The sequence below is a fragment of the Methanomassiliicoccales archaeon LGM-RCC1 genome, assembly GCA_030168575.1.
Taxonomy (GTDB): Archaea; Thermoplasmatota; Thermoplasmata; order Methanomassiliicoccales; family Methanomethylophilaceae; genus Methanoprimaticola.
Map to the genome: position 1 here is coordinate 123,328 of CP115555.1, position 21,730 is coordinate 145,057.

Below are 21,730 nucleotides of genomic sequence, written 5' to 3' on the forward strand. Positions count from 1 at the left end.
GATAATGGATAGAGAATAAGCCCCTCCTTACGGAGGGGTGAAATGTTTCAAAGTGCAGCGATGTCGCCTGCGAAGTCCTTTGCCTCTTTGGAGAGGACTTCCAAAGCGATATCGAGCGCCTGCTGAGCGGTAAGGGAACCGTCTGTCTCGTACTTGAACAGGAAGTTGGAGTCATCCCAGTTGACGGCGATTCCTTCTGTCTCGTCCAGTTTCTCGAGGCATCCCCTTGCGTATCCGCATGCGACGGGGTCCTTGACGACCAGCTTCTTTCCCTTGACTTCGAGTCCGGCAGGGCAGAGCTCTGCGCACTCGATGACCTGGGGATCGGCAGCGTGCTTGGGGTCGATCTCGATGACGGGCATGTACTTGTATCCGACACCGTTGCAGACCTGCCACTTCACATGCTTCTTGGCCGTTCCCATTACAGCTTTCGCGTACACGGTGATACCCTGATCCGCGGTCAGCTCGACGATCGGGATGAACTCATCGACGATCCTGAGCTTCTCCGGGTTGGGTCCGAGAGGCTGCAGGTCAGAGGACAGGACCGTTGCGGGTCCGGTCTTCTTCAGGCTGTAGATGATGGTACAGCTGGGGCAACCCTCTCCTCCGCATTCGCACTCGCTCTTGGGTACGAACAGATCAAGATCAGTGGGTACAGGGAGCATTCCCATCCTGTGGGCGATGATCTCCTCGAACAAGGGCGTGATGCTCTCATACTCCTTACCGTCGTCACCCTCGATCTTACCGGTGTAGAATTCCACACTGTCGATAGCCATCTTGGGTATGTCGGACAGGAGCGTTCTCCTGAGCGCATTCGCCATGGCCGGGGAAGAGTTCCTGAGTACGAACTTTGCCTTCCTGTCGGCCATTTCGATAATCTCTATGTCCATGGGATATCCCCCTCAGACCCTGCGTCCTCTGCGTCCGCCCTTCTTCTTGGTTCCGTCGTGCGGTATGGGTGTGACATCCTCGATGCGACCGATCTTGAGTCCGGCCCTTGTGAGAGCACGGATTGCGGCCTGAGCACCGGGTCCAGGCGATACGGACTTGTTTCCTCCGGGAGCACGTACCCTGACGTGGATTCCGACGTACTCCTTCTCCTTAGCGACCTCGGCAATCTTCTCGGCTGCCCTCTGTGCCGCGTAAGGCGAAGACTGGTCCTTCGCCTGCTTTACGACCATTCCACCGGTGACCTTTGCAACGGTCTCTGCTCCGGTGATGTCTGTCAATGTGATCATGACGTTGTTGTAGCTAGCAAAGATGTTAGCGACTCCCCATTTTGCGGCCATCACTGCTCACCATCCTCGATTGTAATTCCTGCCTCTTCCGCGTCTGCCTTTGCTGCTGCGGCGGCTGCGGCCTCTGCTTCTGCCTCCGACTTGGCCCTGATTGCGGCGTTCTCTGCTGCCTGCTCTGCCGAGATCCTCATGGGGTGCATCTCGTCGGTGAAGGGCGAGGAGGGGTTGTACTCGATTGAGGACTCCTCCTTCCTGGTGACGATGTATCCTGGAACGGTAACCTTGTGTCCGTTCACGAAGATGTGTCCGTGAGTGATCATCTGCCTTGCCTGCTTGATTGTGCTGGACAGTCCCTTCTCGTAGACGATAGTCTGGAGACGGCGTGAGAGAACATCCTCGTCCTTCAGTGTGAGGATGTCGTTCAGGGTAGCGTCAGTGGTGAGGAATCCGAGCCTTCCGCACTTTGCGAGAAGGGCGTCTGCCTCGATCTTTGCCTGCGCATCGCCTGTTCTGAGACGTGCCTGGAGTGTCCTGGACTGGCCCCTCAGGTTCCTGAGGACGGTCTGAGCCTTCCAAACCTCTCTCTTGTTCTTGAGTCCGAAGGCGTTGACGACCTCGACCTCAGCCTTGATCCTCTCTCCCTGCCAGGGGTGCGAGGGGGTGTCATATGTCTTTCTTGAAAACTTAGGATCTCCCATTCAAACCACCTTCATTTCTTGGAGACTCCCATGGTGAGTCCGTGTCTTCCGTTCGAGCGAGTCCTCTGACCCCTTACCTTGTGGTGGGTCTCATGCCTGATTCCGCGGTAGCAGCGGATCATCTTCATCCTGTTGACATCCTCTTTCTGGATGATCTCCAGGTCCTGTCCGAACAGGTGCATGTCGGCTCCGGTCTCGTAGTCCATCTGCCTGTTGATAGCCCATGTGGGGGCGTACTCGACGTAGGACTTGACGAGTGCCTCGATCTCTTTCACTTTGTCGTCGGGGAGGGATCCGATCTTGACGGACGGGTCGACCTGTGCCTTCTTGGCAACGATCTGTGCGACCCTCTTTCCGACTCCCTTGATGCTCTGAAGGCCGATGACTGTCCTCTTCTGACCGTCGATATCGGAGTTGACGATACGGACGATGTAGTTGAAGTTCTCATCCTCGGTCTGCTGCGAGTCTTTCTTCGCTTTGGCCATTTTTCATTCCTCCGTAAATGATCCCCAAAGGGATTCAATCAAGCTCTTTTCCTTCCGGAAAGGGCTCTCAGTTTTCACTCCCATTTAGAGAGTGGGTCCTGAGTTTACGTAAACGGCGGGATGTTCTTCTTATTTATAAAACAGTAGGTCGCGTAAGAGTTATCTTATTATAAAGGGGTTGGACGAGGGGGGGTCTCCCCCCTCGAAACAGTTTCACTCCTTGTCGTAATTCCTTTCAACATTCATGTAGTTCTTTATCTTCGAGCCCTTGCCATCGACATTGGCGGTACCGAAAGTGAGCTCGTAGCAGATCGGGCACATGTTGACGTAGATGTCTCCGACGAGTACGATGGGCAGAGAATCCATCTCATCCATCTTGTCCTGGTGCTCCGCGAAGTCGCGGTGGGAGTCGTTCAGGATGTAGGAGTTGTAGTCCTCCACGGACTTTCCGCAGATGTAGCAGCTCTCCTCAGCCTTTCCGGCCCTCCACTGGAGGATGACCCAGACAGGGACATAGATCAACAGGATGATGGCACCGATGACAACGGAGAACAATCCGTTCTCGATTCCGCCGTTTATGCACCAGAATGCGAGACAGGGGATCAGGACGAACCACTGATAGATGCACAGGAAACAGGCCACATAGTACCATCCCTTGGGGGCCTTGAAGGGCCTCTCGAGGTCCTTGAACCTGGGGTTCCTGTACGAAGTGATGTATGCGAGCATCGCAGAACCCAATGCGAAACAGAATCCGAATGAGGATGCTGCCAGGATCATTCCCACAGAACCGAAGTGGATGATGATGACAAAGATCACACCCATGGTGAACTGGAAGAACATGGCCACGAGAGGCGCACCGTTCTTATTGGTGTAGGTGAAGATCTTGGGCATGTTACCCTCGTGACCCATGAAGTACAGGGTCCTCGAGGAACCGAGGAATGCGGTCTGGATAAGCATGATCATCGCTGCGGTGAACAAGACCAGTGCAATGACCAATCCGATGCTTCCGAAGTCGAACTGTGCGATCGGGTACATGGTGGAGATTCCCCAGTCATCGATCTGACCAGGAGTCATCATTCCGTACACGACGAACGGTACCATGAAGTACAATGCAAGACAGATGAGACCTGCGGAGATGAGCGCCTTCGGTACGTCCTTTCCAGGGGTCTTGTACTCTGCTCCATAGGTTGCAGCGGACTCCCAAGCGCATGCACACCACTGAGCATACGCGAACATTCCAAAGACCATCATGAAGTCGCCGGCACCCCAGCCCCATCCTTCGGGGACAAGGTTCTCGAATATCCTGTCCAGGGAGAATCCGGTAAGGCCGGACGATGCGTCGCCTACGGTAGCACCGATCAACGGCGTTATGACGACGACGAGCAGCGGGACGATAGCGATCAAAGCGAGGATGAGCCCCATCTTCGCTCCGCCGGACAATCCTTTGGAACCGACATAGATAATCAGACTGTAAACTGCGATACCGAACAGGATCTGGAATGCGAACATAATGTTGTCATCGAACGGTCCTATTCCGAGACCATACTCCAGATATTTGGTGATGTAATCGATCGCAGTACAAGTGAAAATCGGGATAACAGGGGTCCACGTGAACCAATACGACCATGCCGTGAACGCTCCCATGAATTTTCCAACACCGAATCTCCCTCCATTCGGTTTCGTGAAAATCTTCTGCGCACAACCACCAATACCGGGTGTCTCGAGTGCAGCTGCCAACTCACCGATGGCAAGATTTTGAGCGAAACCTTGGATAACGGAGATGGTCCAAATGAAGATACTGAGTCCCCAGGCGGTTCCTGCAATATCGTAAATACCCGGAAGGATCAGGATGGGCACACCCATTGCGATGATGACTCCCTGCCTCCAGTCGATGGATTTGACCAGACCCGTTTCCTCGGTAAAACCTCCTCCAAAAGAGTGGCTGTTACCTTCGGCAAGGATCCTTACTCCATGCTTAGCCATTGAATTTCCTCCTAACACTGTCAGTTTCCTTTCAGTTGGTTAGAATTTGTATTGATGGTTTAAAAAGATAACTCATAATTAGGCATAGTTATTTATATGGTTGTAGGAAAATGGCTTCATTTTCTTTCAATTTCATTTTTACCATATTTAAAAATTATCAATTACTGCAGAATCGGTTTTTACCATTGTATTTAATGATTTTTGGTCCGTATTAAAAGTGTAAATTGGTATATATAAGTTGGACTATATATCCAATTAGAATTCCGCCCGCGAGTTCGACCTTTCTAGAAATGAAGGATTACAAGTTGCGAACTCTCTTCATCGCAGTCATATACTGCACGATCGAGCCCAACATTATCAGTGCGCCTGCGAGATATGAGATCCATATGCCCATGTCCTGCGCCATCTTTGCCTCCGCTGGGACCCACATGGTAAAGAACGACGTTGCCAGAAGCACGGCCATGCCTAGGAATAGGACCAGGAACGGCATGAACCATGGCGTACCCAGAACGATGCTGAAGGCCGATAGGCACATTACTGCAACGCAGAGGATCAGAGCCACCATCGGGAGATACTTCTGGAAATCCTCATAGGAACTGTCTATGAGATCCATTCCGGTTAAACCCAGAATCCATGGACTCAGGAATGCCCAAATCCCTACTATGCCGCCGATCAGCGAGATCGCGGGAAGATACGTCTGGTAACTCATGGATGGTCATTCAGGATTGAACGATATAAAGCCTCTGAAATCCTCTTGGACCGTTAGAGTGCACTGCTCAGGATGAGTTCTTGCCTGAGGTCTTCAGGACCCTCTTCTTCCTTCTGGCGAGAATCCTTCCGAGCTTCATGACCAACTCTGTCGATTCCTCATCGAGACGACTCCTGGGGATCACGACGACCTCGCTTCCCTTTCCGACCATTGTGAAGACGTACTCGTTCATGTTTATGCCGCTGAACTGATCGTACATCAGGAGGGTATCCTTCCCTTCCTCATGCTCGATGAGACCGTCCTCATAGAAATCATAGCTGATAGGGAACTTCTTCTTCAGATTGTCAGCTATGCTCCTTGATCCGAACTCCAGGTAGACGGCGATTTGAACCAACAGAACGATGTACAGCATTATAGCAATACGATTGATGAAAATCGTGATGAGAGCGATCAGCAGGGTTATTATGATCACGGTGGCGATCATCTTCTTCTGGTTCCTGTACTGGATCGCACGGCCGATCTTCTTCATCTCCTCCCTGGTGAGGCTGTCGTCGAGAGTGAATGAGAAGCGCTTCCTTCCGATGTCTACTTCCATGGTATCTCTCACTGGGATTTTCTGAGTCTCTCAATCTTCTGGAGGGTCTGGGCCCTAAGCTTACTGAGAGCACGTACCTCTGCCTCAAGCTCTACCTTCTCCCTCGTGTTGCCGTTCTTTGCGGCGTTTGCCGCACCGTTCTCCAACATCCCTACGCGCTGCCACATGTCCTTGAGGCCTTTGTCAAGCACTTCCGGATCGTCACTGTCCAGATGGAAGTGCTCTATAAGCTCTGCCTCATCTACAAAATTATCCAGTTCTTTGACGCGATCCGCATAGGGCATCAGGATTTCATCGATCTTCTCTATACAGGCTCTGTTCTCCTTCAGCTCCTCGATGGATTTCGGATTGATTCCATCCTTCTCGTGTTTCTAAAGGATCAATTTCTCGATGTCTTCATCTGTGAGATTTGAATAATCTTGAGCCTCGCTGGACATGAAACGCTCGACGGAGTTAACATATAAAAATCTGGCTATATTCGACATATCCTTTATTAACGGCTATTGAATCTAGCCCGCAGGTAATATGACAACGGAATCGATTATGTTCCCATTTGTCCGTGTAGTCGGACAGGATTTGATGAAAAAAGCATTGCTCCTGAACATCATCGACCCTGGAATCGGCGGGGTTTTGATCAAAGGGGAAAAGGGTACGGCGAAGTCCACCTCCATCAGATCCTTGTCACAGATTCTCCCTATGAGACCAACCGTTATCGGCTGTCCGTTCCACTGCGACCCCAGATATCCCAAGAGGATGTGCATCCAATGTCGCGAAAAACTCTCGAAAGGGGAAGAACTGAAATCCGAGGAAATGCCGATGACCGTTGTGGAACTCCCTCTGAGTGCGACCGAGGACCGTGTGTCCGGAACGTTGGATTTGGAACATGTCCTCAAAACAGGAGAGAAGAAGTTCGAACCTGGAGTTCTCGCACAGGCAAACGGGAACGTTCTCTATGTGGATGAGGTCAACCTTCTGGACGACCATATAATCGATCTGCTCCTTGATTCCGCCGCGATGGGTGTCAACTACATCGAGAGGGAGGGCGTATCATTCTCCCATCCTGCCAAGTTCATTCTCATCGGAAGCATGAACCCCGAAGAGGGAAGCCTCAGGCCCCAGTTATTGGACAGGTTCGGACTCTGTGTCGATATCGAGGGAGAGAAGGAGGTCCCCACCAGGATGGAGGTCATCAAGCGCAGGATGGAGTTCGACAAGGATCCCGAAGGATACCTGGAATCCTGCAAGGACGAGATAGATGAGCTCCGCAAGAAAATCGTCACCGCAAGAGAGACTCTCTCTGAAGTGAAGCTCGACGACAAGATAATCCATGATATCGTCATGGTATCGATACACTTCAAGATGGAAGGGCACAGAGCCGACATCACCATGATGAGGGCTGCCAAAGCCAATGCCGCGCTGGACGGGAGGAAAGAGGTCACCAAACAAGACCTCCGCGAGATCGCTCCCCTGGTCCTGTCACACCGTCTCAAGAAACGTGCATTCGACAACGTCACCTTCGATGAGAAGGAGTTGGATGTATGTCTGGGAATTTGAAGACGGCCTACTATCCTTTCTCTGCAGTATACGGGATGGATCAGACCAAGAAAGCACTGATGTGCGCGATAGCGAATCCACGCATCAAATCAGTACTAATCAGAGGTCCGTCCGGTACCGGGAAGACACTGGTAGCACGTTCGCTCGGACAGATTTCCGGAAAATCGATAGTGAACATTCCGCTGAATGTCACCGACGAGCAACTGTTCGGCTGTCTCGATATAGAACTGGCGGTCAAAGAAGGGAAGCTATCTCTTCAGGAAGGATTGCTCAATAGAGGTGACCACAACATCCTGTACATGGATGACATCAACCTATTCGAACACAGGATCATCACAGGAGTCATTGATGCTGTCCTGTCAGGTCAGGTGAGGATTGAGAGGGAGAACATGTCCACGTCGTACAAGGTGGACACCATCCTGGTCGCCACCATGAACAACAGTGACTCGTACCTCTCCCCTCCGATCCTGGACCATTTCGACATGTGCGTCACCGTGGACTATCCAGAAGATTCGGCAGGGAGAGAAGAGATCCTGAGGAGGAGCATCGCCTACGACGATGACCCTGATGTATTCATGGAGAAGTACCGCGAGGCGGATGATGAGGTCCACGACAGGATAACCCGTGCCTCGGATATCCTGAAGGATGAGGAGCCTTCAGATGCTCTGATGGAGGCCATAGCCGGCGTGTGCAACAACATGGGCATCGATGGCCACCGCGGAGACCTCTCTGCGGCAAACGTCGCCATGACTCTGGCTGCGCTGGATGGAAGAACGGAGACAAACGAATCCGACATCATGGAAGCGTCCGTCCTCTGTCTTAACCACAGAGTGAAAGTCGTCAAAGGAAGAAGGGTTGACAAGAAGCAGAAACTGGCCAGGTCAACCGTCGGATTCAACACGGATTCCAAAGCTGCAAAGAAGCTGTTCACCAACAGAGAGGACAACGTAGATCTGTCGGGCGACGGCATCACCGATATGTCGGCCAACCAGCCTGTGGAAGAAGGTAACGGACCTAAGTTCAAAAGGAAAGAAACAGAGGACGTCATCACTAAGATCGGAGAGACGTTCAAGACCATCGATCTTTTCGAACAGGACACTGCGAAGGCAAAGGGCGAAGCGTCTGCCAATGGGAAGAGATTCCAGCAGAAGACCAAAGAGAGGAACGGCAGATACGTCGGTTCCAGAGTCACCGATGAGAAGAATCCTGATCTCGCCTTCGATGCGACCGTGCGCGCTAGCGCCCCCTATCAGATGAAACGCCATAAGGAGAATGACACCGATATGGCCGTCATCATCGAGAAACAGGACATGAGGGAGAAGATCAGGGAGACGAGGAGCTCCTCAACCTTCTTGTTCGCAGTGGATACAAGCGGTTCGCTCATTATCCGTAACAGGATGGTCGCGGTCAAAGGAGCAATCCTTTCCCTGCTCAAAGAACACTATGTCAAGAAGGACCGCGTAGGTTTCATGACCTTCAACGAGAAGGCCATCACAATGCTTCTGCAACCCTCAAGAGAGGTGGAGGTCATTTACAAGATGCTTGATGATCTGGCCATAGGCAGGAAGACCCCGCTCTCCGGTGCTATACAATACCTCAGCAACTATATGGCGATGTACACCAAGAAACGTCCCAACGATGATTGCTATGTGGTATTGGTCACAGACGGAAATGCCAACCTTCCGTTGGATCCGGACGATAAGGAAACTGATCCCCTCAAGCAGGCCCTCGAGATGGCCGAGAAAGTCAACCTCCCCACGGTAAAATGGATCGTCATCGATACTGAAAAACGCGAGGATGTGGAGCATAACGCAGTGAAATTCGCAAATGCCCTTCATGCAAAGTACTACACTCTGGACGATCTCCGCATAGAGACCTATGAGGAAATCAATCTGGTGCGTACCGCTAACGCGAAAATCATATGAACAGGATCGGGGCGTCCTTCTCGGACGCCCCGGTTGAAATCATTTCTCCTCGTCGATATACTCGACAGGCGTCATCTTCAATCCGATGACACCGGCGATGATAAGGGCGAGGCACATGCCCATTCCCCACGAGAACCCTGTGCTCTCCAATCCTAGGATATAGGAGATCACCACCGTGAGGAACACGCCGATACCAATCCACACCGCATACGCGGTCGTGAATGCAACACCCATCCTCATTGGATATTCCAGACAGATCATGCTCAGAACAAGGAACACGATAGTAACGATATCCCATGCGATGTTGGTGAAAGATTCGGTATAGGCAAGACCTACCGACCATCCCAACTGAAGGAAACCTCCGAGGATGATCAGAAGCCAAGCAATCTTCGTATTAGTCTTCCAGCTATCGTCCATCCTATCACCCTGAGATTAACCTCACACCGATTATCCCAACGACGATCATCGCTATGAAAACCAGCTTCCTTGCAGTCAATTTCTCTTTGTACAGGACCCTTCCGATGATGACGATACCGGCTGCGCCGACACCTGCCAATATGGAGTACGAGACTCCGGGACCTATATTCTCTGGATTGGACGGTATGGACAGAAGGTACAGACATAGAAGGACCAGAATAATAGCTGCTGCTCCCCAGCCCTTCTTCTTGAAATTCTCGGATTTATCGAGACAGGTGACCCATATCGGCTCTATGATACTGGCCACTATCAGGATGATCCATGCCCAGATTACATCCATTTTATCAGCCTATTATCGAGCGGGGCAATCCCCCTGGAAGATGTTTATTGGGAGGGGTTTCCCCCTCCGTTGGGCCTTAGCCCTAATGAGTTTCAGACTTCTCTGTAGATCTTTCTGGACTTAATCAGTCCGTAGGCACAGAGTCCGAGGATGAAGACGGTCATGACTACCATTCCGCCGACTCCTCCGAAGATACCGGGCTCCAGGTAATCCACGACTGCTTGCCAAACATCATATGTTGCTTCTGCTGCCATATTCACACCTTCTTGACCTTAACGGTCTTCTTGAGATAATCGAGATAGTCCGATCCGTAGCTAGTGAGAGAATATGTGGTGAGGAGCTTTCCCTTATCCAGGATGCCTTCCTCATCAACAATGGCGCCGTCGTCAGAAATCAGACCGTAGGATGCCATCTCGATGCAGTCGAACTTGATCATTCCTCTTCCGTATGCGCTGTCGTATCCCTTGTACTCCTTGGAGAGTGCGAAACAGATCTCATCGGTCCTCTTGGGGCCGTTCTCAAGGAACTCGAGGATACGGAACTTGACTGGGGTATTCTCCATCATTTCAATTACCGTCCCTTATAGATGCCATTTCTTCAGAGTCTTCGGTTGCCAACAGGTATGCTCCGAACAGACAGATGACCAGTCCGAGGATAGTCGAACCGACGATCATGACCATAGTGTCTTCGGTGTATCCGAGACCTGCTTCAGGTCCGAGGAACATAGCCAGGAATATGACTCCGCATGCTGCGTACAGTGATCCGATTGCCTGACCCCTTGCGAGTCCGATCATCGGGAAAGACTTGTACCACGAAACATAACACCATGCGAAGGAGAATCCGATCATCAGGACCATCAGGAAGGTGGTCGGGTCGAACAGCCATCCGATAGAGTCAAAGATCGGGAATCCGCAGATGAGGATAACAATCATCACACAGGTCCAGAACAGGGCCTCGAATATGAATCTCAGGTGGATACCGATATCAGGCTCAGTGAGATCCAATGCCTTTGCGGCGGCGACTCCCTCGAATCCCCATCCGAAGGCTGCCATGAGTCCTCCGATGATTCCGTAGATCTGAACGGTAGGGTCAGCGATGATACTTCCTGCGTAAAGGGTGATACCTCCGACGATCAGGACAATAACTGCGTAGTATGCCCTCTTAGAGACCTTCTGCTTCAGGTAGAGAACGGACATAGCGGTTCCTACAATCGGGTACAGAAGTCCAGCGACAGCTGCAAAACCGGGACTCAGGAACAGAGCTGCGAGGTAGGTACCGGAAACGGCACATGCTCCGCAGATTCCTGCAATGACGTAGTACTTGGTGACTGACTTGAACTGGACGAATGTCCTCACCAATTCCCTGTTCTTTCCAAGTCCTCCGTTCCAGATGAACAGAAGGACTGCACAAGCGACAGCGTTGATGAATGTCAGGAACAGTGCCTGGAAGACGAGTGCGAGATCGTTTGCCGCTCCTGCGTCCAGCATGTTTTGATAAACATCATCAACCAGAGGAGACTTGTAAATTGCGTAACCAGGTACGTACCATACTCCCCAATACAAGGCACAGAGTATTCCCATCAACAGTCCGATCTTCTTCTTCCTGTCGTGGTCCAAGTGCCTTATTTCATTAACATCCATACATTAACCTCCTAATGTAGTGTGTGGGGTGCCGAAGCACCCCTTGGTAATTGGTTTTTTAATTCACTTCTCGAAAGCGGCGGCGAACTTCGCAGCTGCATCAGAGGCGTTCTCTGTGTACAGGTCTGCTCCGATCTCGTCGGCCCACTGCTGGGTGACGGGTGCTCCACCGACGTTGGTGAGGCACTTGCCCTTCAGTCCGGCCTTTGCCATCTTCTCCTCGAAAGTCTTCTGTCCGACCATGGTCGATGTCATCAGTGCGGATGTTCCGACTGCGACAGCGTTGTTGTCGATACATGCCTGGACGATCGTGTCAAGAGGTACATCCCTTCCGATGTTCTTGACGTTGAATCCAGCGACCTTGAGCATAATTGCGACGATGTCCTTTCCAATGGAGTGGATGTCTCCCTCGATGGAACAGATGACGACTGTTCCAAGTCCGGTTCCGGTTGATCCTCCGAGCTTTGCGATCTCGGGCTCGAGAATCTCCATTGCTGCGTTCATTGTCGCGGCTGCTGCCATGACGTGGGGCAGGTACAGCTTCTTTGCCTCGAAGAGTGCACCGACCTCTGTCATTCCGGCAGAGTATCCGTTCTCGATCAGGTCAACAAGGTCTGCTCCCTCTGCGACTGCCTTCTTGGCGATCTCGGCGGCGCCCTTGTTGTCGTATTTCATAATTGCATTCTTTGCGTCTTCTGCAAGTGTCATTTTTACTATTCCTCCTTCAAATCAAATATGTTTCAATTCACTCTTTTCCCTTAAGGAAGTCATCGTCGGCCTGCTTGACGATTGCTTCCATCTTCTTTGCGATCTCAGGGTCAATGGGTGCAACGACGTGGTTCTTGAGTACATCAACAACGATCTCGTGGGCGACGTCTACACATGCCTTGGATCCCTGTGCTCTCCAGTCTCCGATCATGTCCCTGTTGAACACAGTGGGGTCTGATGCGAGGTCGATGTTTGCCATGGTGGTGGGGTGTCCGATGAAGTCCTTTCCGACTCCGAGCTCCTTGATGACGGGGACTGCCAGGGTCTCGTCGTTGACGACGATTCCCTCGAGTGCCTTCCTCTCCATTGCGATGATGTCGTTGTCGATAACGAGCTGCTCGAGTGAGAAGGTCTGTCCGAGCTCAAGCATTCCGGATCCGTAGATCATGTTGACTCCGGCCATTGCGGGGAGAAGAGAAGTGATGGTCTTCTCGTGGGCTGCCTGGGAGTCAGGGACTTTGGCGTCGGTCTACATACCGGCCGTGAAGACGGGAAGTCCGTAGTACCTACCGAGCTCTCCTACAGCTGCGGAGATGAGAGCGAGCTCGGGTGCTCCGACGGGTGCGGTTCCGTGCTTGAGGTCGAAGATCGTAGTGGAGGATCCGTAGTAGACGGGTGCTCCGGGCTTGACGATCTGAGCGAGGATGATTCCAGAGAGAATCTCTGCATTGTGGGTGACGAGTGTTCCTGCGAGGTGAACGGACGAGGATCCTCCAGCCATTGCCATGGACAGGACGTTGACGGGGATTCCGAACTCTGCTCCCTGCTTGATAACCTGTGCTGCGTTGTGTGACAGCTCGAGAGGTGATGTGGGGCAAACGAGCATGGACATCAGGGGCCTGTCGCGGGCCTTCTCTGCGTCTCCTCCGTAGTATGCCTTGAGCATCTCCCAGTAGTACTTCACATGCTCAGCGACGGGGTCGATGTGGTGGAAGTGCTTGACGGTGTTGGCGATGGAGATGTACATCTCGTGGACATCCTCTGCTCCCTTTCCTGCCCAGTCTCTTGCGGAAACGGGAAGGGAGAAGTAGCTGATTCCATCTGCCCAGTCACAGAGCCTTGCAATCTGAGCAAGGTCCTCGCTGTTGGAGTCACGGGTCTCGTACTTTCCGTCGCCGAGGTAGTTACAAACCTGGATTCCGGTTCCGAAACAGGTGTAGTGGACACGTCCGTTCCATGCCTGCTCGACTGTGTGGTCGTCATCCCTTCCGTAGAGGTAGAATGTCTTGGGGGCGGATGCGAGTGCCTTGTTCAGAAGGAAGTCGGGGATCCTGACCATCTTTGTCTCGTAGTTGACGATACAGCCGGCGTCCTCGAAGATCTTGATACACTCGTCGTCAGAAACCTGCACTCCGTAGTTCCAGAGAACATCCCTTGTTGCAAGGTCGATTGACACGCAGTCATCATGGGTGAACAGGTTCATCTTGATACCGTTCATTCCGATTTTTCCAGGGTACTGGATTTGTTTCATTTGTTTTCCTCCTTTTGGATTAAAGACGTTTCGAAGTCGTTTTTCATCTAGATGAGGACTTGTAAGGGGAATCGCCTTCCGCGACTCCCCTTTTTAGTCGATATCAGCGTTTCTGTGTCTTCTCGCGGAACTTCTCACAGCTGTTGATCTTGATGTCGAGAAGGTTCTCGATGTTCATCTTGGCTGCGATTCCGCGGGGTGCTCCGGGCACTCCGGTGACGATTCCGATTCCGAGCTCCTCACGGAGGTCCCTCATCACGAACTCGTCTGCAAGTTCTACAGCGGTGACACCGAGCTTCTTCGCGACGTACTCTTTAGCATCCTTGATTCTCATGTTCTTTCCGAACTGCATCCTGGCGATGAGATCTCCGGTGGTCCTGATTCCTCCCATTCCCGATGTCAGGAAGTGAGGCAGGTCCATTCCGGCGGGGTCTCCTACTCCGCACTAGATACCGTCGACTCCGGCGATCTCGACCATTGCCTTGCTGGCCCTGGAGACGGCGTCGATCGGGGGTGTCTCGCACATCGGGATTCCTCCGACTCCCATTCCCATGTCCGCGTGGATCGGGATGTTGGATGTCTTGACGGCCTCCTTGATGAATGTGACCGCCCTTGCGATGTTGAATGCGAGTGACTTGCTGGTGTTGGAGTTACAGACTGTTCCGCAGACGTTTGCTCCTGCCTTCTCTGCAAGGTGGACGTACTGGTGGGGGTACATTCCCGCGACGACCTGTCCCTCGAACTCGATCATTCCGTGGATTCCCATGATGGACTCTCCAGCGAAACCGACCTGGATGTATGCCTCGGGGCACTGCTCCCTCAGGATCTTGACTCCGTTGAGTGTTCCGACGCAGTCCGCATCTCCTGCGGAACCGGTTGTGTCGAAGTTGAATCCATCGGATCCGGCTGCCTGGAGCCTTGTTGCAACGTACTCGATATCCCTTGTAACGTGCTGGGATGCGAGCTCGGACTGCTGCATGGACTCCTCGATCTTGAACTCCCTCATGAGGTCTGCGGGGTTTCCGTAGGGTCCGTCAGGGGCATAGTAGAGTCCCTGGTTGGGCATAGCTCCGTAGAAGAACGGTGCGATGATCTCGGCCTGGATCTCCTCCATGGTCTGCATCTCCATGGAGATGACAGGCTTTACAGGCTTGATGGAGTAATCGGAGTGTGCGAGCTCGAATGTGTCGGCTCCAAGGGCCCTCTCGTGCAGCAGTGCTGCCTCGAGCCTTCCCATGTCGACTCCGTTTCCGGAGTTTCCGTTGTCTCCTGTGAAGTCCAGCTGTCCGATATCGTACGAAAGGACGACCTCCTGGCCGGGCTCTACTCCGACGACCCTGTCCTGACACATGATGATCTCGGCGATGTGCTCGATAGCGTTCGCGTCCAACTGGGGGATGGAAGCCATGTCTGCTGCATCGGCGGTACCCTCATGGATATCGTCGAGGATCTTCTCCTTGGTCATGGTGACTCTCTTTCCGTCACCCATTCTTGTGTAATACTCGCTCATTTACTCACCTATTTCAGTCTGAAGCTAATGCTGAGGCTTTCTTGGTCGTCTCGGATGCGGACTCTCCGTAGAGGTCTGCTCCGATCTTATCGGCGTATCCCTGCGTGACAGGTGCACCTCCGACCATGACGGTAACGTTATCACGGATACCGTCGGCTTTGAGGTTATCAATGACTGTCTTCATTCCAGTCATGGTTGTCGTCATGAGTGCGGACATTCCGCAGAAGTTGCAGCCGCCCTTGACCTCCTCGATGAAGTTCTTGAGGGGCACATCCCTTCCGAGATCGTGTACCTCGAATCCTGCACACTGGAGCATCGTAGAGCAGATTGACTTTCCGATGTCGTGAACGTCTCCCTCGACTGTACCCATAACTACAGTTCCCTTGCTCTGTCCGGCGCCTGCACCGGCCTTGAGCTCAGCATCGAGAACATTCATGGCGTTCTTCATTCCTGCTGCCGCACTGAGTACGTGGGGCAGGAACAGCTTTCCCCTCTCGAACAGAACTCCGACGTCGGACATTGCTGCTCCGAGGGCATTGATGATATCCTCAGCAGGCATGCCGGCATCGTGTGCCGCCTGCACCGCTGTAGCGATATCAGGAACCTTACAGGATATCAGAGCATCCTGAAGTTTCTTTGTTTCCTCCTCATAAGCCATTTGTTTTCCTCCTTTTTTAGCAATAGGTTTGCTTGAGTATGAGCAATACTCGTTAATTAATAAGGATATGTAATTAGGTCTATATAGAAGAATTAATCAACCCAATGATATACCATTTCTAACCTGTTTCAAATATTTAAAGTTTATTGGATTTTTAACATATGTTTAAATAGGTTTATTGATAAAAAATCACAAATTATCACTTTTTTCATATGTTATATTTAATACAATACTATGGATGTATGTAATATCCATATATATCTGCTTTTATGACCGATGGAGAGAGAAAATTTTACCGATTTTTCTATCCCTGAAAATCGGTCGGTCAAAGATGATTGGATTGTAATTACCGCCAACGAAATCAAGTTTATCCAATTTATATTATTGGAATAATAAAGATGGTGCTGAAGACCGGATTCGAACCGGCGAACTCCTACGAGAAGGGATCTTGAGTCCCTCGCCTTTGACCAGGCTTGGCAACTTCAGCTTAATGCGGGAGAAGGGGAGTTTGGTTAAAACGTTTATGGAAGTGTAGTGACCTCGCCACGCTTTCCATCGATGTAGAATGTATACTCGTGCTGGGAGACCAAACCTCCCGAGACCTCCACCAATTCTGCATAGCAGGACAGCACACCGTGGCGCATGAGGCTCTTCACACGCTTCTCAGCATCAGGGAACTCGCAGCTCCTGGCGCAGAATGGCTGCTGGAAGAATTCCTCCTTGATGTATTCGTAGAACTCCTGGTCCTTGGGATCGGCGAGCGGCCTCTCCCTTATGATACGGACGATGTTGCCGGGCTTCCCGTTCTTGATCTGTCCCTTACCATTGGTGGCGAAAGGTTCGATGGCCACGGTCATGCCGGCCTCGATCTTGGTCTCGTCACCGTTGTCGTAGTTGGGCACGGAGAATCCAGCATGAAGCTGATGCCTTGAGATCTGATGACCGCAGAGGTTCACGATGGGTGCGTAGCCTGCTCCCCTGATGGTCCTCTCAACGGCGCTGCCGATGTCCTTCAGAGGGACGCCTTCGCCTATGAACTCTGCGACCGTGTTCCTGGCGGTCTTGCTGATCTCCACGAGATCGGGATAGCTGCGGGAGCCTACCTCGACGGTTCCTGCGGTATCTCCGATGAAACCATCCAATATCCCTCCGCAATCGATCTTGACGATATCCCCTACCTCGAATACTGTGTTGTCGTTGCAGCTGGGCGTTGCATGTGCAGCGATCTCGTTCCTGCTTATGTTGCAGGGGAAGGCGAGCTTGCATCCGTGACTGCGGATATACCCCTCCACTTCCTGAGCGACATCGTACAGCTTGGCCCCAGGCTTGCACATGGACATCCCGAGCTCTCTGGCCTCTGCGGAGACCCTTCCTGCCTTGCGCAGCTTCTCTAACTCTTCGCTCGTCAACATTCTAAGACTTCCATGATCTGTTTCTCGGATATGGCGCCCTGACGTATGATCTCAACCTGGTCATCCATCAACCAAACGATGGTCGACGGCTTCCCAAGATTGCAGGCACCTGCGTCGATGTATGTGTCTACAGCATCCCCGAAATCCTCTATTGCGGCGTTGACGCTGATCGCATCAGGGTGGGAGTGCAGGTTGGCCGATGTGGTGATGATGGGGCCGGTGCGCTTGATGAGCTCCAGTGCGAACCTGTTGTCGGGTATGCGGATCCCGACCTTCTGTGATGAAGAGGTCACTATGTCGGGTACGCTGGGCTGTTTCTTGACTATGAGTGTGAGAGGTCCCGGGAGGAATGCCTTGATGAGCTTCTCTGCGTTCTCGTTAAGAACGGCGACCTTTTCGATCATGGCCTTGTCGGATACCGCGACGGAGAGGGGCATGTCGAAGGGCCTCTTCTTCGCGAGATAGAGGTTCTTCACAGCGGCCTCGTTGTAGATGTCTGCGCCGATACCATACACGGTCTCTGTGGGGTAGACGACGAGCTTTCCTGCCATGATGTCTTCGGCAGCCGCCTTTACCGCTTCTTCGCATTGAACACCGAAACCGCTAGAATAGTCGCACTTGATTATCTTCACTCAATCACCTACTATTTCCATTCCTCTCATTATGGCGGCATGACCATCAGTAGCCGTGCTGCCATGTCCGGGATACAATCCCTTGATTGGCATGTCTATCAAGTATTTTATAGAATTTCTCAGGAGTTTGATCGACCCGCCGTTGAAATCCGTGCGGCCGACCCCGTCCTCGAAGACAGTGTCGCCTGAGAATAGCGAGGATGAGATCTCATCATAGAAACAAATCCCTCCCCGAGTATGGCCTGGGGTATCGATGACACGTAGCCTGTGGTCTCCTAGATCGATGATGTCTCCATCAAATAGATCCTCGACAGGATACGGCGGGATATTGAGCCCGAAATCGTTTGCTAGGGTGTATAGGGAATCCCCCTCCCTTACAGCAGGAGCATCCTTGGCTCCCGCATATGTCTTGCATCCAAAAGCGTTCATGATCGCAGGGGCACCGCCGATATGGTCGAAATGACAATGGGTAAGAAGTATCATATCTATAGTGCCAGCATCACCAATTATCAGCTTGATCGCATTGATGATATAGCTGGTGGTGAGACCGGTACCGGTATCGATTATGGCGTTACGATCGCCGGTAAGAAGGTAGATATTGGAGTCCGCACCCATGTACGGACCTATCTTATGGATCATCGAGACCACTAACGGTAGAACCCTATAAAACAATAGAGATGAAGAAAAGGTAAAGGATTTCCTGAGGATGAGAATTAATTCATACGAAACCTGTTTAACTGCTAGATCACACTCCAGCGACGTCAAAATAACTTTAGTAAGCCAGGACTGAATATCTCGGCGAACCTCGATACTTACATCCGGCTTCTATCAAACTCATCATTTATGAGCGTTATATGGGTACCTCTTTTTTAAGGCGGCTTCGAGCTTAGATGCTTTCAGCTCTTATCCGCTGCGGCGTGGCTACTCAGCATGCCTTGTCAGACAACTGATAAACTAGAGGCCACGAACCCCTGTTCCTCTCGTACTAAAGGGTCCTTCTCATCAGGTACCAACACCTCCATCAAAAAGCAACAAAACTGTCTCGCGACGTTTTAAACCCAGCTCACGATCCCTTTTAATGGGCGAACAACCCCACCCTTGGCAGCTGCTGCACCACCAGGATAGGGAGAGCCGACAGCGAAGTAGCAAGCCACGAGGTCGATATGAACTCTTGCTCGTGACAACTCAATTATCCCCAGGGTAATTTTTCTGATATCAATCACCCCCATTCAGGAGGTTGATTGGTTCGTTAAGCCATAGTTTCCTATCTCCGAACCCTATTGTCTGGTTCCGAGTCAAGCTAGCTTTTACCTTTACATTCTTCGGTAGATTTCTGACCTACCTGAGCTAACCTTTGGGCGCCCTTGTTATCTTTTTGAGGGCGTGGCGCCCCACCCGAACTGCCTGCCTATAGCTGTTCCTCCGGAGAGGTGAGTCGTAAGAAATGATAAGGGCGGTGTTTCATCGGTGACTCGGAGAGATGCTAGCGCACCTTCCTGGGTAACGTCTCCCGCCTACCCTACACATACCATTTCCTACAACAACAACAGGTTGCAGTGAAACTCCATGGGGTCTTCGCTTTCAGATGGAGGGGTCTGGATTGTGCACCAGACTGATTGTTTTCACTAGCGTCATGGCGGGGACAGTAGAACACTCGTTGAGCCTTCATGCAAGTCGCCAATTAAGCGACAAGGTATTACGCTACCTTAAGAGGGTCATAGTTACCCCCGCCGTTTATCGGTCCTTCGATCCGTTGAAACAGATTTTCAGATGCCGACACTGGGCAGGCTTCGGCCTCTATACACATCCTTTCGAACTAGCAGAGACCTATGTTTTTATTAAACAGTCGGTGTTCTCTTGTCACTGCGACCAGTACCTCACAGTACTGGCACCCCTTCTCCCGAAGTTACAGGGCTAATTTGCCGAGTTCCCTCGCCACGATTATGCTAACACGCCTTAGGCTACTCACCTAGGGACACCTGTGTCGGTTCTTGGTACGAACAATAAGATTGTAACTACATTGCTTTCACGGGGACCGGGGATTATCATAAGCGAGCTTACGCTCGCCCCATCGTACATTCTCCAACTTCTCACCATTACGGTTCTTCATCAGATTCGGTACTTAGACAGGCTGACGGGCCTGCAACAACTACCCTGATCCAACAACGTAGGCAAAGATCTTACTGGTTCAGGAATATTAACCTGATTCCCATTCGATAACTTCGATTAAGAGTTACCTTAGGATCGACTAACCCTTGGCTGACGAACATTGCCAAGGAACCCTTGCCCCTGCGGCGACACGGATTCTCACCGTGCTTTGCTGCTACTCACTCCAGGATCCTCGTTGGTACACGGTCCACAGGAGATCACTCCCCTGCTTCTACCCATGCACCACGCCCCGTTACCAAATAACATTTCTGTCTTCTACAGTATCGGTAATCGGTTTAGCCCCGTCCATTTTCTGGGCCCACGATCTAGACCGGTGAGCTGTTACGCTATCTTTGAAGGATGGCTGCTTCTAAGCCCACCTCCCGGTTGTTTTAGACCGCCGACGCCATTTCGTATTACACTTGACCGATATTTAGGGACCTTAACTGTAGTCTGGGTTGTTTCCCTTATGGCCACCAAGCTTACCCCGGATGGCCTCACACCCGACGTCTACGGTGAACGCAAGTTCGGAGTTTGACAAGATGCCGAGGAATTTCTTCCCCTAAGCACCCAATCGGTGCTCTACCTCACGTTCTGCCTCGATCGAGGTCTAGCTGCGACTAGTTTCACGGGGAACCAGCTATTTCCGGCCTAGATTGGCCTTTCACCCCTATACCCAAGTCATCCAAACGATTTGCACATCAGAACTGGTTCGCTCCTCCACCCCCCCTTCGAGGGGCTTCAAGCTGCTCAGGCATAGATCGACCGGCTTCGGGTATCCGCACCATTGACTCCTCGCGAGCACACGATGTCCCTCGTAAAAAACTGCGGACAATCGGTTTCCCTTCGGCTCCCTAATTGAATAGTTAACCTCGCCAATGACCAGAACTCCCTGGATCGTTTTTCGAAACGAACAATATAACACTGGTCCACCAAATTGGTTTCTTCCCTTTGATGCCATATAAATCTTTGACCGTATGGTTTCAGGTCTTTTGACCTCCCGTTAAGGGTACTTTTCAGTCTTCGCTCACGCTACTACTGCACTATCGGACTAGAGACGTATTTAGGGTTGGAAGTGAATGCCTCCCAAATTCATCCGTGATATCCAACACAGACTACTCAAGGACATCAAAAATCTCCATACAAGTTTTCCTCTAAGGGGCTATCACCCTCTACGGCCTGTCTTTCCAGACAAGTTCGAGTATACGAGCTAAGGAGTAAATGAGCCTGCAACACCACATCTCCCTTACCTTTCGATAAGGGATTCAGTTTGCCCTATACCGCGTTCGATCGCCTTTAATAACGGTATCTCTGTTGATTTCTTTTCCTGCGGGTACTAAGATGCTTCAATCCCCCGCGTTCCCGATCATTACTGATCATTCCGAAGAATAGGAAGTCCCATTAGGTAATCGTCGGATCATAGGCTTCTTGCACCTACCCGACGCATATCGCTGCTTGACACGACCCTCTTCAGCGCTCTAGCCGAACCATCCCCCATACGGCGTAGCATCGCCGCTGGCGTATGATCTAGCACACGTCCAGGTTTC

Annotated in this window: 20 protein-coding genes, 1 tRNA gene, 1 rRNA gene and 2 pseudogenes; 2 read left to right on the plus strand and 22 right to left on the minus strand. The window is 51.6% G+C overall.

Translation table 11 applies throughout. From position 1 onward, the window contains the following. Positions 1 to 47: 47 nt before the first annotated feature. The 8 genes from PED39_00485 to PED39_00520 form a co-directional block, all read right to left on the minus strand. Complete coding sequence (locus PED39_00485; protein ID WII07707.1) at positions 48 to 890, minus strand: DNA-directed RNA polymerase subunit D; 843 nt, start codon at positions 888 to 890, stop codon at positions 48 to 50. Between the two features lie 12 nt (positions 891 to 902). After that, on the minus strand, positions 903 to 1,289 hold the full coding sequence (locus PED39_00490) for a 30S ribosomal protein S11 (protein ID WII07708.1): 387 nt from the start codon (positions 1,287 to 1,289) through the stop codon (positions 903 to 905). Further along, the gene (locus PED39_00495) at positions 1,289 to 1,936 is read right to left on the minus strand and encodes a 30S ribosomal protein S4 (protein WII07709.1); all 648 of its coding nucleotides are present in this window, start codon (positions 1,934 to 1,936) and stop codon (positions 1,289 to 1,291) included. Before PED39_00495 ends, PED39_00490 begins: the two co-directional genes overlap by 1 nt. Positions 1,937 to 1,947: 11 nt before the next feature. Then, positions 1,948 to 2,421 (minus strand): 30S ribosomal protein S13, encoded by a 474-nt coding sequence (locus PED39_00500; protein ID WII07710.1) that lies wholly within the window; start codon positions 2,419 to 2,421, stop codon positions 1,948 to 1,950. 213 nt (positions 2,422 to 2,634) lie between these two features. Continuing rightward, the gene (locus PED39_00505) at positions 2,635 to 4,404 is read right to left on the minus strand and encodes an amino acid permease (GenBank protein WII07711.1); all 1,770 of its coding nucleotides are present in this window, start codon (positions 4,402 to 4,404) and stop codon (positions 2,635 to 2,637) included. Positions 4,405 to 4,702: 298 nt separating this feature from the next. Continuing rightward, positions 4,703 to 5,113 carry a hypothetical protein gene (locus PED39_00510; protein WII07712.1) on the minus strand — a complete coding sequence of 137 codons (411 nt, stop codon included), beginning with the start codon at positions 5,111 to 5,113 and terminating at the stop codon, positions 4,703 to 4,705. Between the two features lie 67 nt (positions 5,114 to 5,180). Continuing rightward, complete coding sequence (locus PED39_00515; protein ID WII07713.1) at positions 5,181 to 5,708, minus strand: YcxB family protein; 528 nt, start codon at positions 5,706 to 5,708, stop codon at positions 5,181 to 5,183. A gap of 8 nt (positions 5,709 to 5,716) precedes the next feature. After that, entirely contained in the window at positions 5,717 to 5,992 is a 276-nt protein-coding gene (locus PED39_00520) for a hypothetical protein (protein ID WII07714.1), read from the minus strand. Between the two features lie 295 nt (positions 5,993 to 6,287). On the opposite strand from PED39_00520, the gene PED39_00525 reads away from it, so the two are divergent. Beyond that, positions 6,288 to 7,262 (plus strand): AAA family ATPase, encoded by a 975-nt coding sequence (locus PED39_00525; protein WII07715.1) that lies wholly within the window; start codon positions 6,288 to 6,290, stop codon positions 7,260 to 7,262. Continuing rightward, positions 7,247 to 9,187, plus strand: coding sequence for an ATP-binding protein (locus tag PED39_00530; GenBank protein WII07716.1), 1,941 nt, complete (start codon positions 7,247 to 7,249; stop codon positions 9,185 to 9,187). The genes PED39_00525 and PED39_00530 overlap by 16 nt, the downstream gene beginning before the upstream one ends. 39 nt (positions 9,188 to 9,226) lie before the next feature. Here PED39_00530 and PED39_00535 read toward each other — a convergent pair whose 3' ends face one another. The 14 genes and pseudogenes from PED39_00535 to PED39_00600 form a co-directional block, all read right to left on the minus strand. Continuing rightward, positions 9,227 to 9,604, minus strand: coding sequence for an SMR family transporter (locus tag PED39_00535; protein ID WII07717.1), 378 nt, complete (start codon positions 9,602 to 9,604; stop codon positions 9,227 to 9,229). A gap of 4 nt (positions 9,605 to 9,608) precedes the next feature. Next, complete coding sequence (locus PED39_00540; protein ID WII07718.1) at positions 9,609 to 9,944, minus strand: SMR family transporter; 336 nt, start codon at positions 9,942 to 9,944, stop codon at positions 9,609 to 9,611. Positions 9,945 to 10,036: 92 nt separating this feature from the next. After that, a complete protein-coding gene (locus PED39_00545; protein ID WII07719.1) occupies positions 10,037 to 10,198 on the minus strand; it encodes a hypothetical protein in 162 nt (53 codons plus the stop codon). Positions 10,199 to 10,200: 2 nt separating this feature from the next. Next, positions 10,201 to 10,509: a hypothetical protein gene (locus PED39_00550; GenBank protein ID WII07720.1), complete on the minus strand. Its 309-nt coding sequence runs from the start codon at positions 10,507 to 10,509 to the stop codon at positions 10,201 to 10,203. 1 nt (position 10,510) lies between these two features. Beyond that, a complete protein-coding gene (locus tag PED39_00555) occupies positions 10,511 to 11,584 on the minus strand; it encodes a DMT family transporter (protein ID WII07721.1) in 1,074 nt (357 codons plus the stop codon). A 63-nt stretch (positions 11,585 to 11,647) separates the two neighbouring features. Beyond that, on the minus strand, positions 11,648 to 12,292 hold the full coding sequence (locus tag PED39_00560; protein WII07722.1) for a methyltransferase cognate corrinoid protein: 645 nt from the start codon (positions 12,290 to 12,292) through the stop codon (positions 11,648 to 11,650). A gap of 37 nt (positions 12,293 to 12,329) precedes the next feature. Beyond that, positions 12,330 to 13,775, minus strand: a pseudogene (mttB, locus tag PED39_00565) ([trimethylamine--corrinoid protein] Co-methyltransferase). Between the two features lie 151 nt (positions 13,776 to 13,926). Further along, positions 13,927 to 15,333 (minus strand): annotated as a pseudogene (mtbB, locus tag PED39_00570) ([dimethylamine--corrinoid protein] Co-methyltransferase). A 13-nt stretch (positions 15,334 to 15,346) separates the two neighbouring features. Then, complete coding sequence (locus PED39_00575) at positions 15,347 to 15,991, minus strand: B12-binding domain-containing protein (protein ID WII07723.1); 645 nt, start codon at positions 15,989 to 15,991, stop codon at positions 15,347 to 15,349. A gap of 399 nt (positions 15,992 to 16,390) precedes the next feature. Continuing rightward, positions 16,391 to 16,478: transfer RNA gene (locus PED39_00580), tRNA-Leu, on the minus strand. A gap of 34 nt (positions 16,479 to 16,512) precedes the next feature. Beyond that, the gene (gene map, locus PED39_00585) at positions 16,513 to 17,403 is read right to left on the minus strand and encodes a type II methionyl aminopeptidase (GenBank protein WII07724.1); all 891 of its coding nucleotides are present in this window, start codon (positions 17,401 to 17,403) and stop codon (positions 16,513 to 16,515) included. Then, a complete protein-coding gene (locus PED39_00590; protein ID WII07725.1) occupies positions 17,397 to 18,035 on the minus strand; it encodes an L-threonylcarbamoyladenylate synthase in 639 nt (212 codons plus the stop codon). The genes map and PED39_00590 overlap by 7 nt, the downstream gene beginning before the upstream one ends. Then, a complete protein-coding gene (locus PED39_00595) occupies positions 18,036 to 18,674 on the minus strand; it encodes an MBL fold metallo-hydrolase (protein WII07726.1) in 639 nt (212 codons plus the stop codon). Positions 18,675 to 18,787: 113 nt separating this feature from the next. Continuing rightward, a 23S ribosomal RNA gene (locus tag PED39_00600) occupies positions 18,788 to 21,702 on the minus strand. Positions 21,703 to 21,730 lie beyond the last annotated feature (28 nt).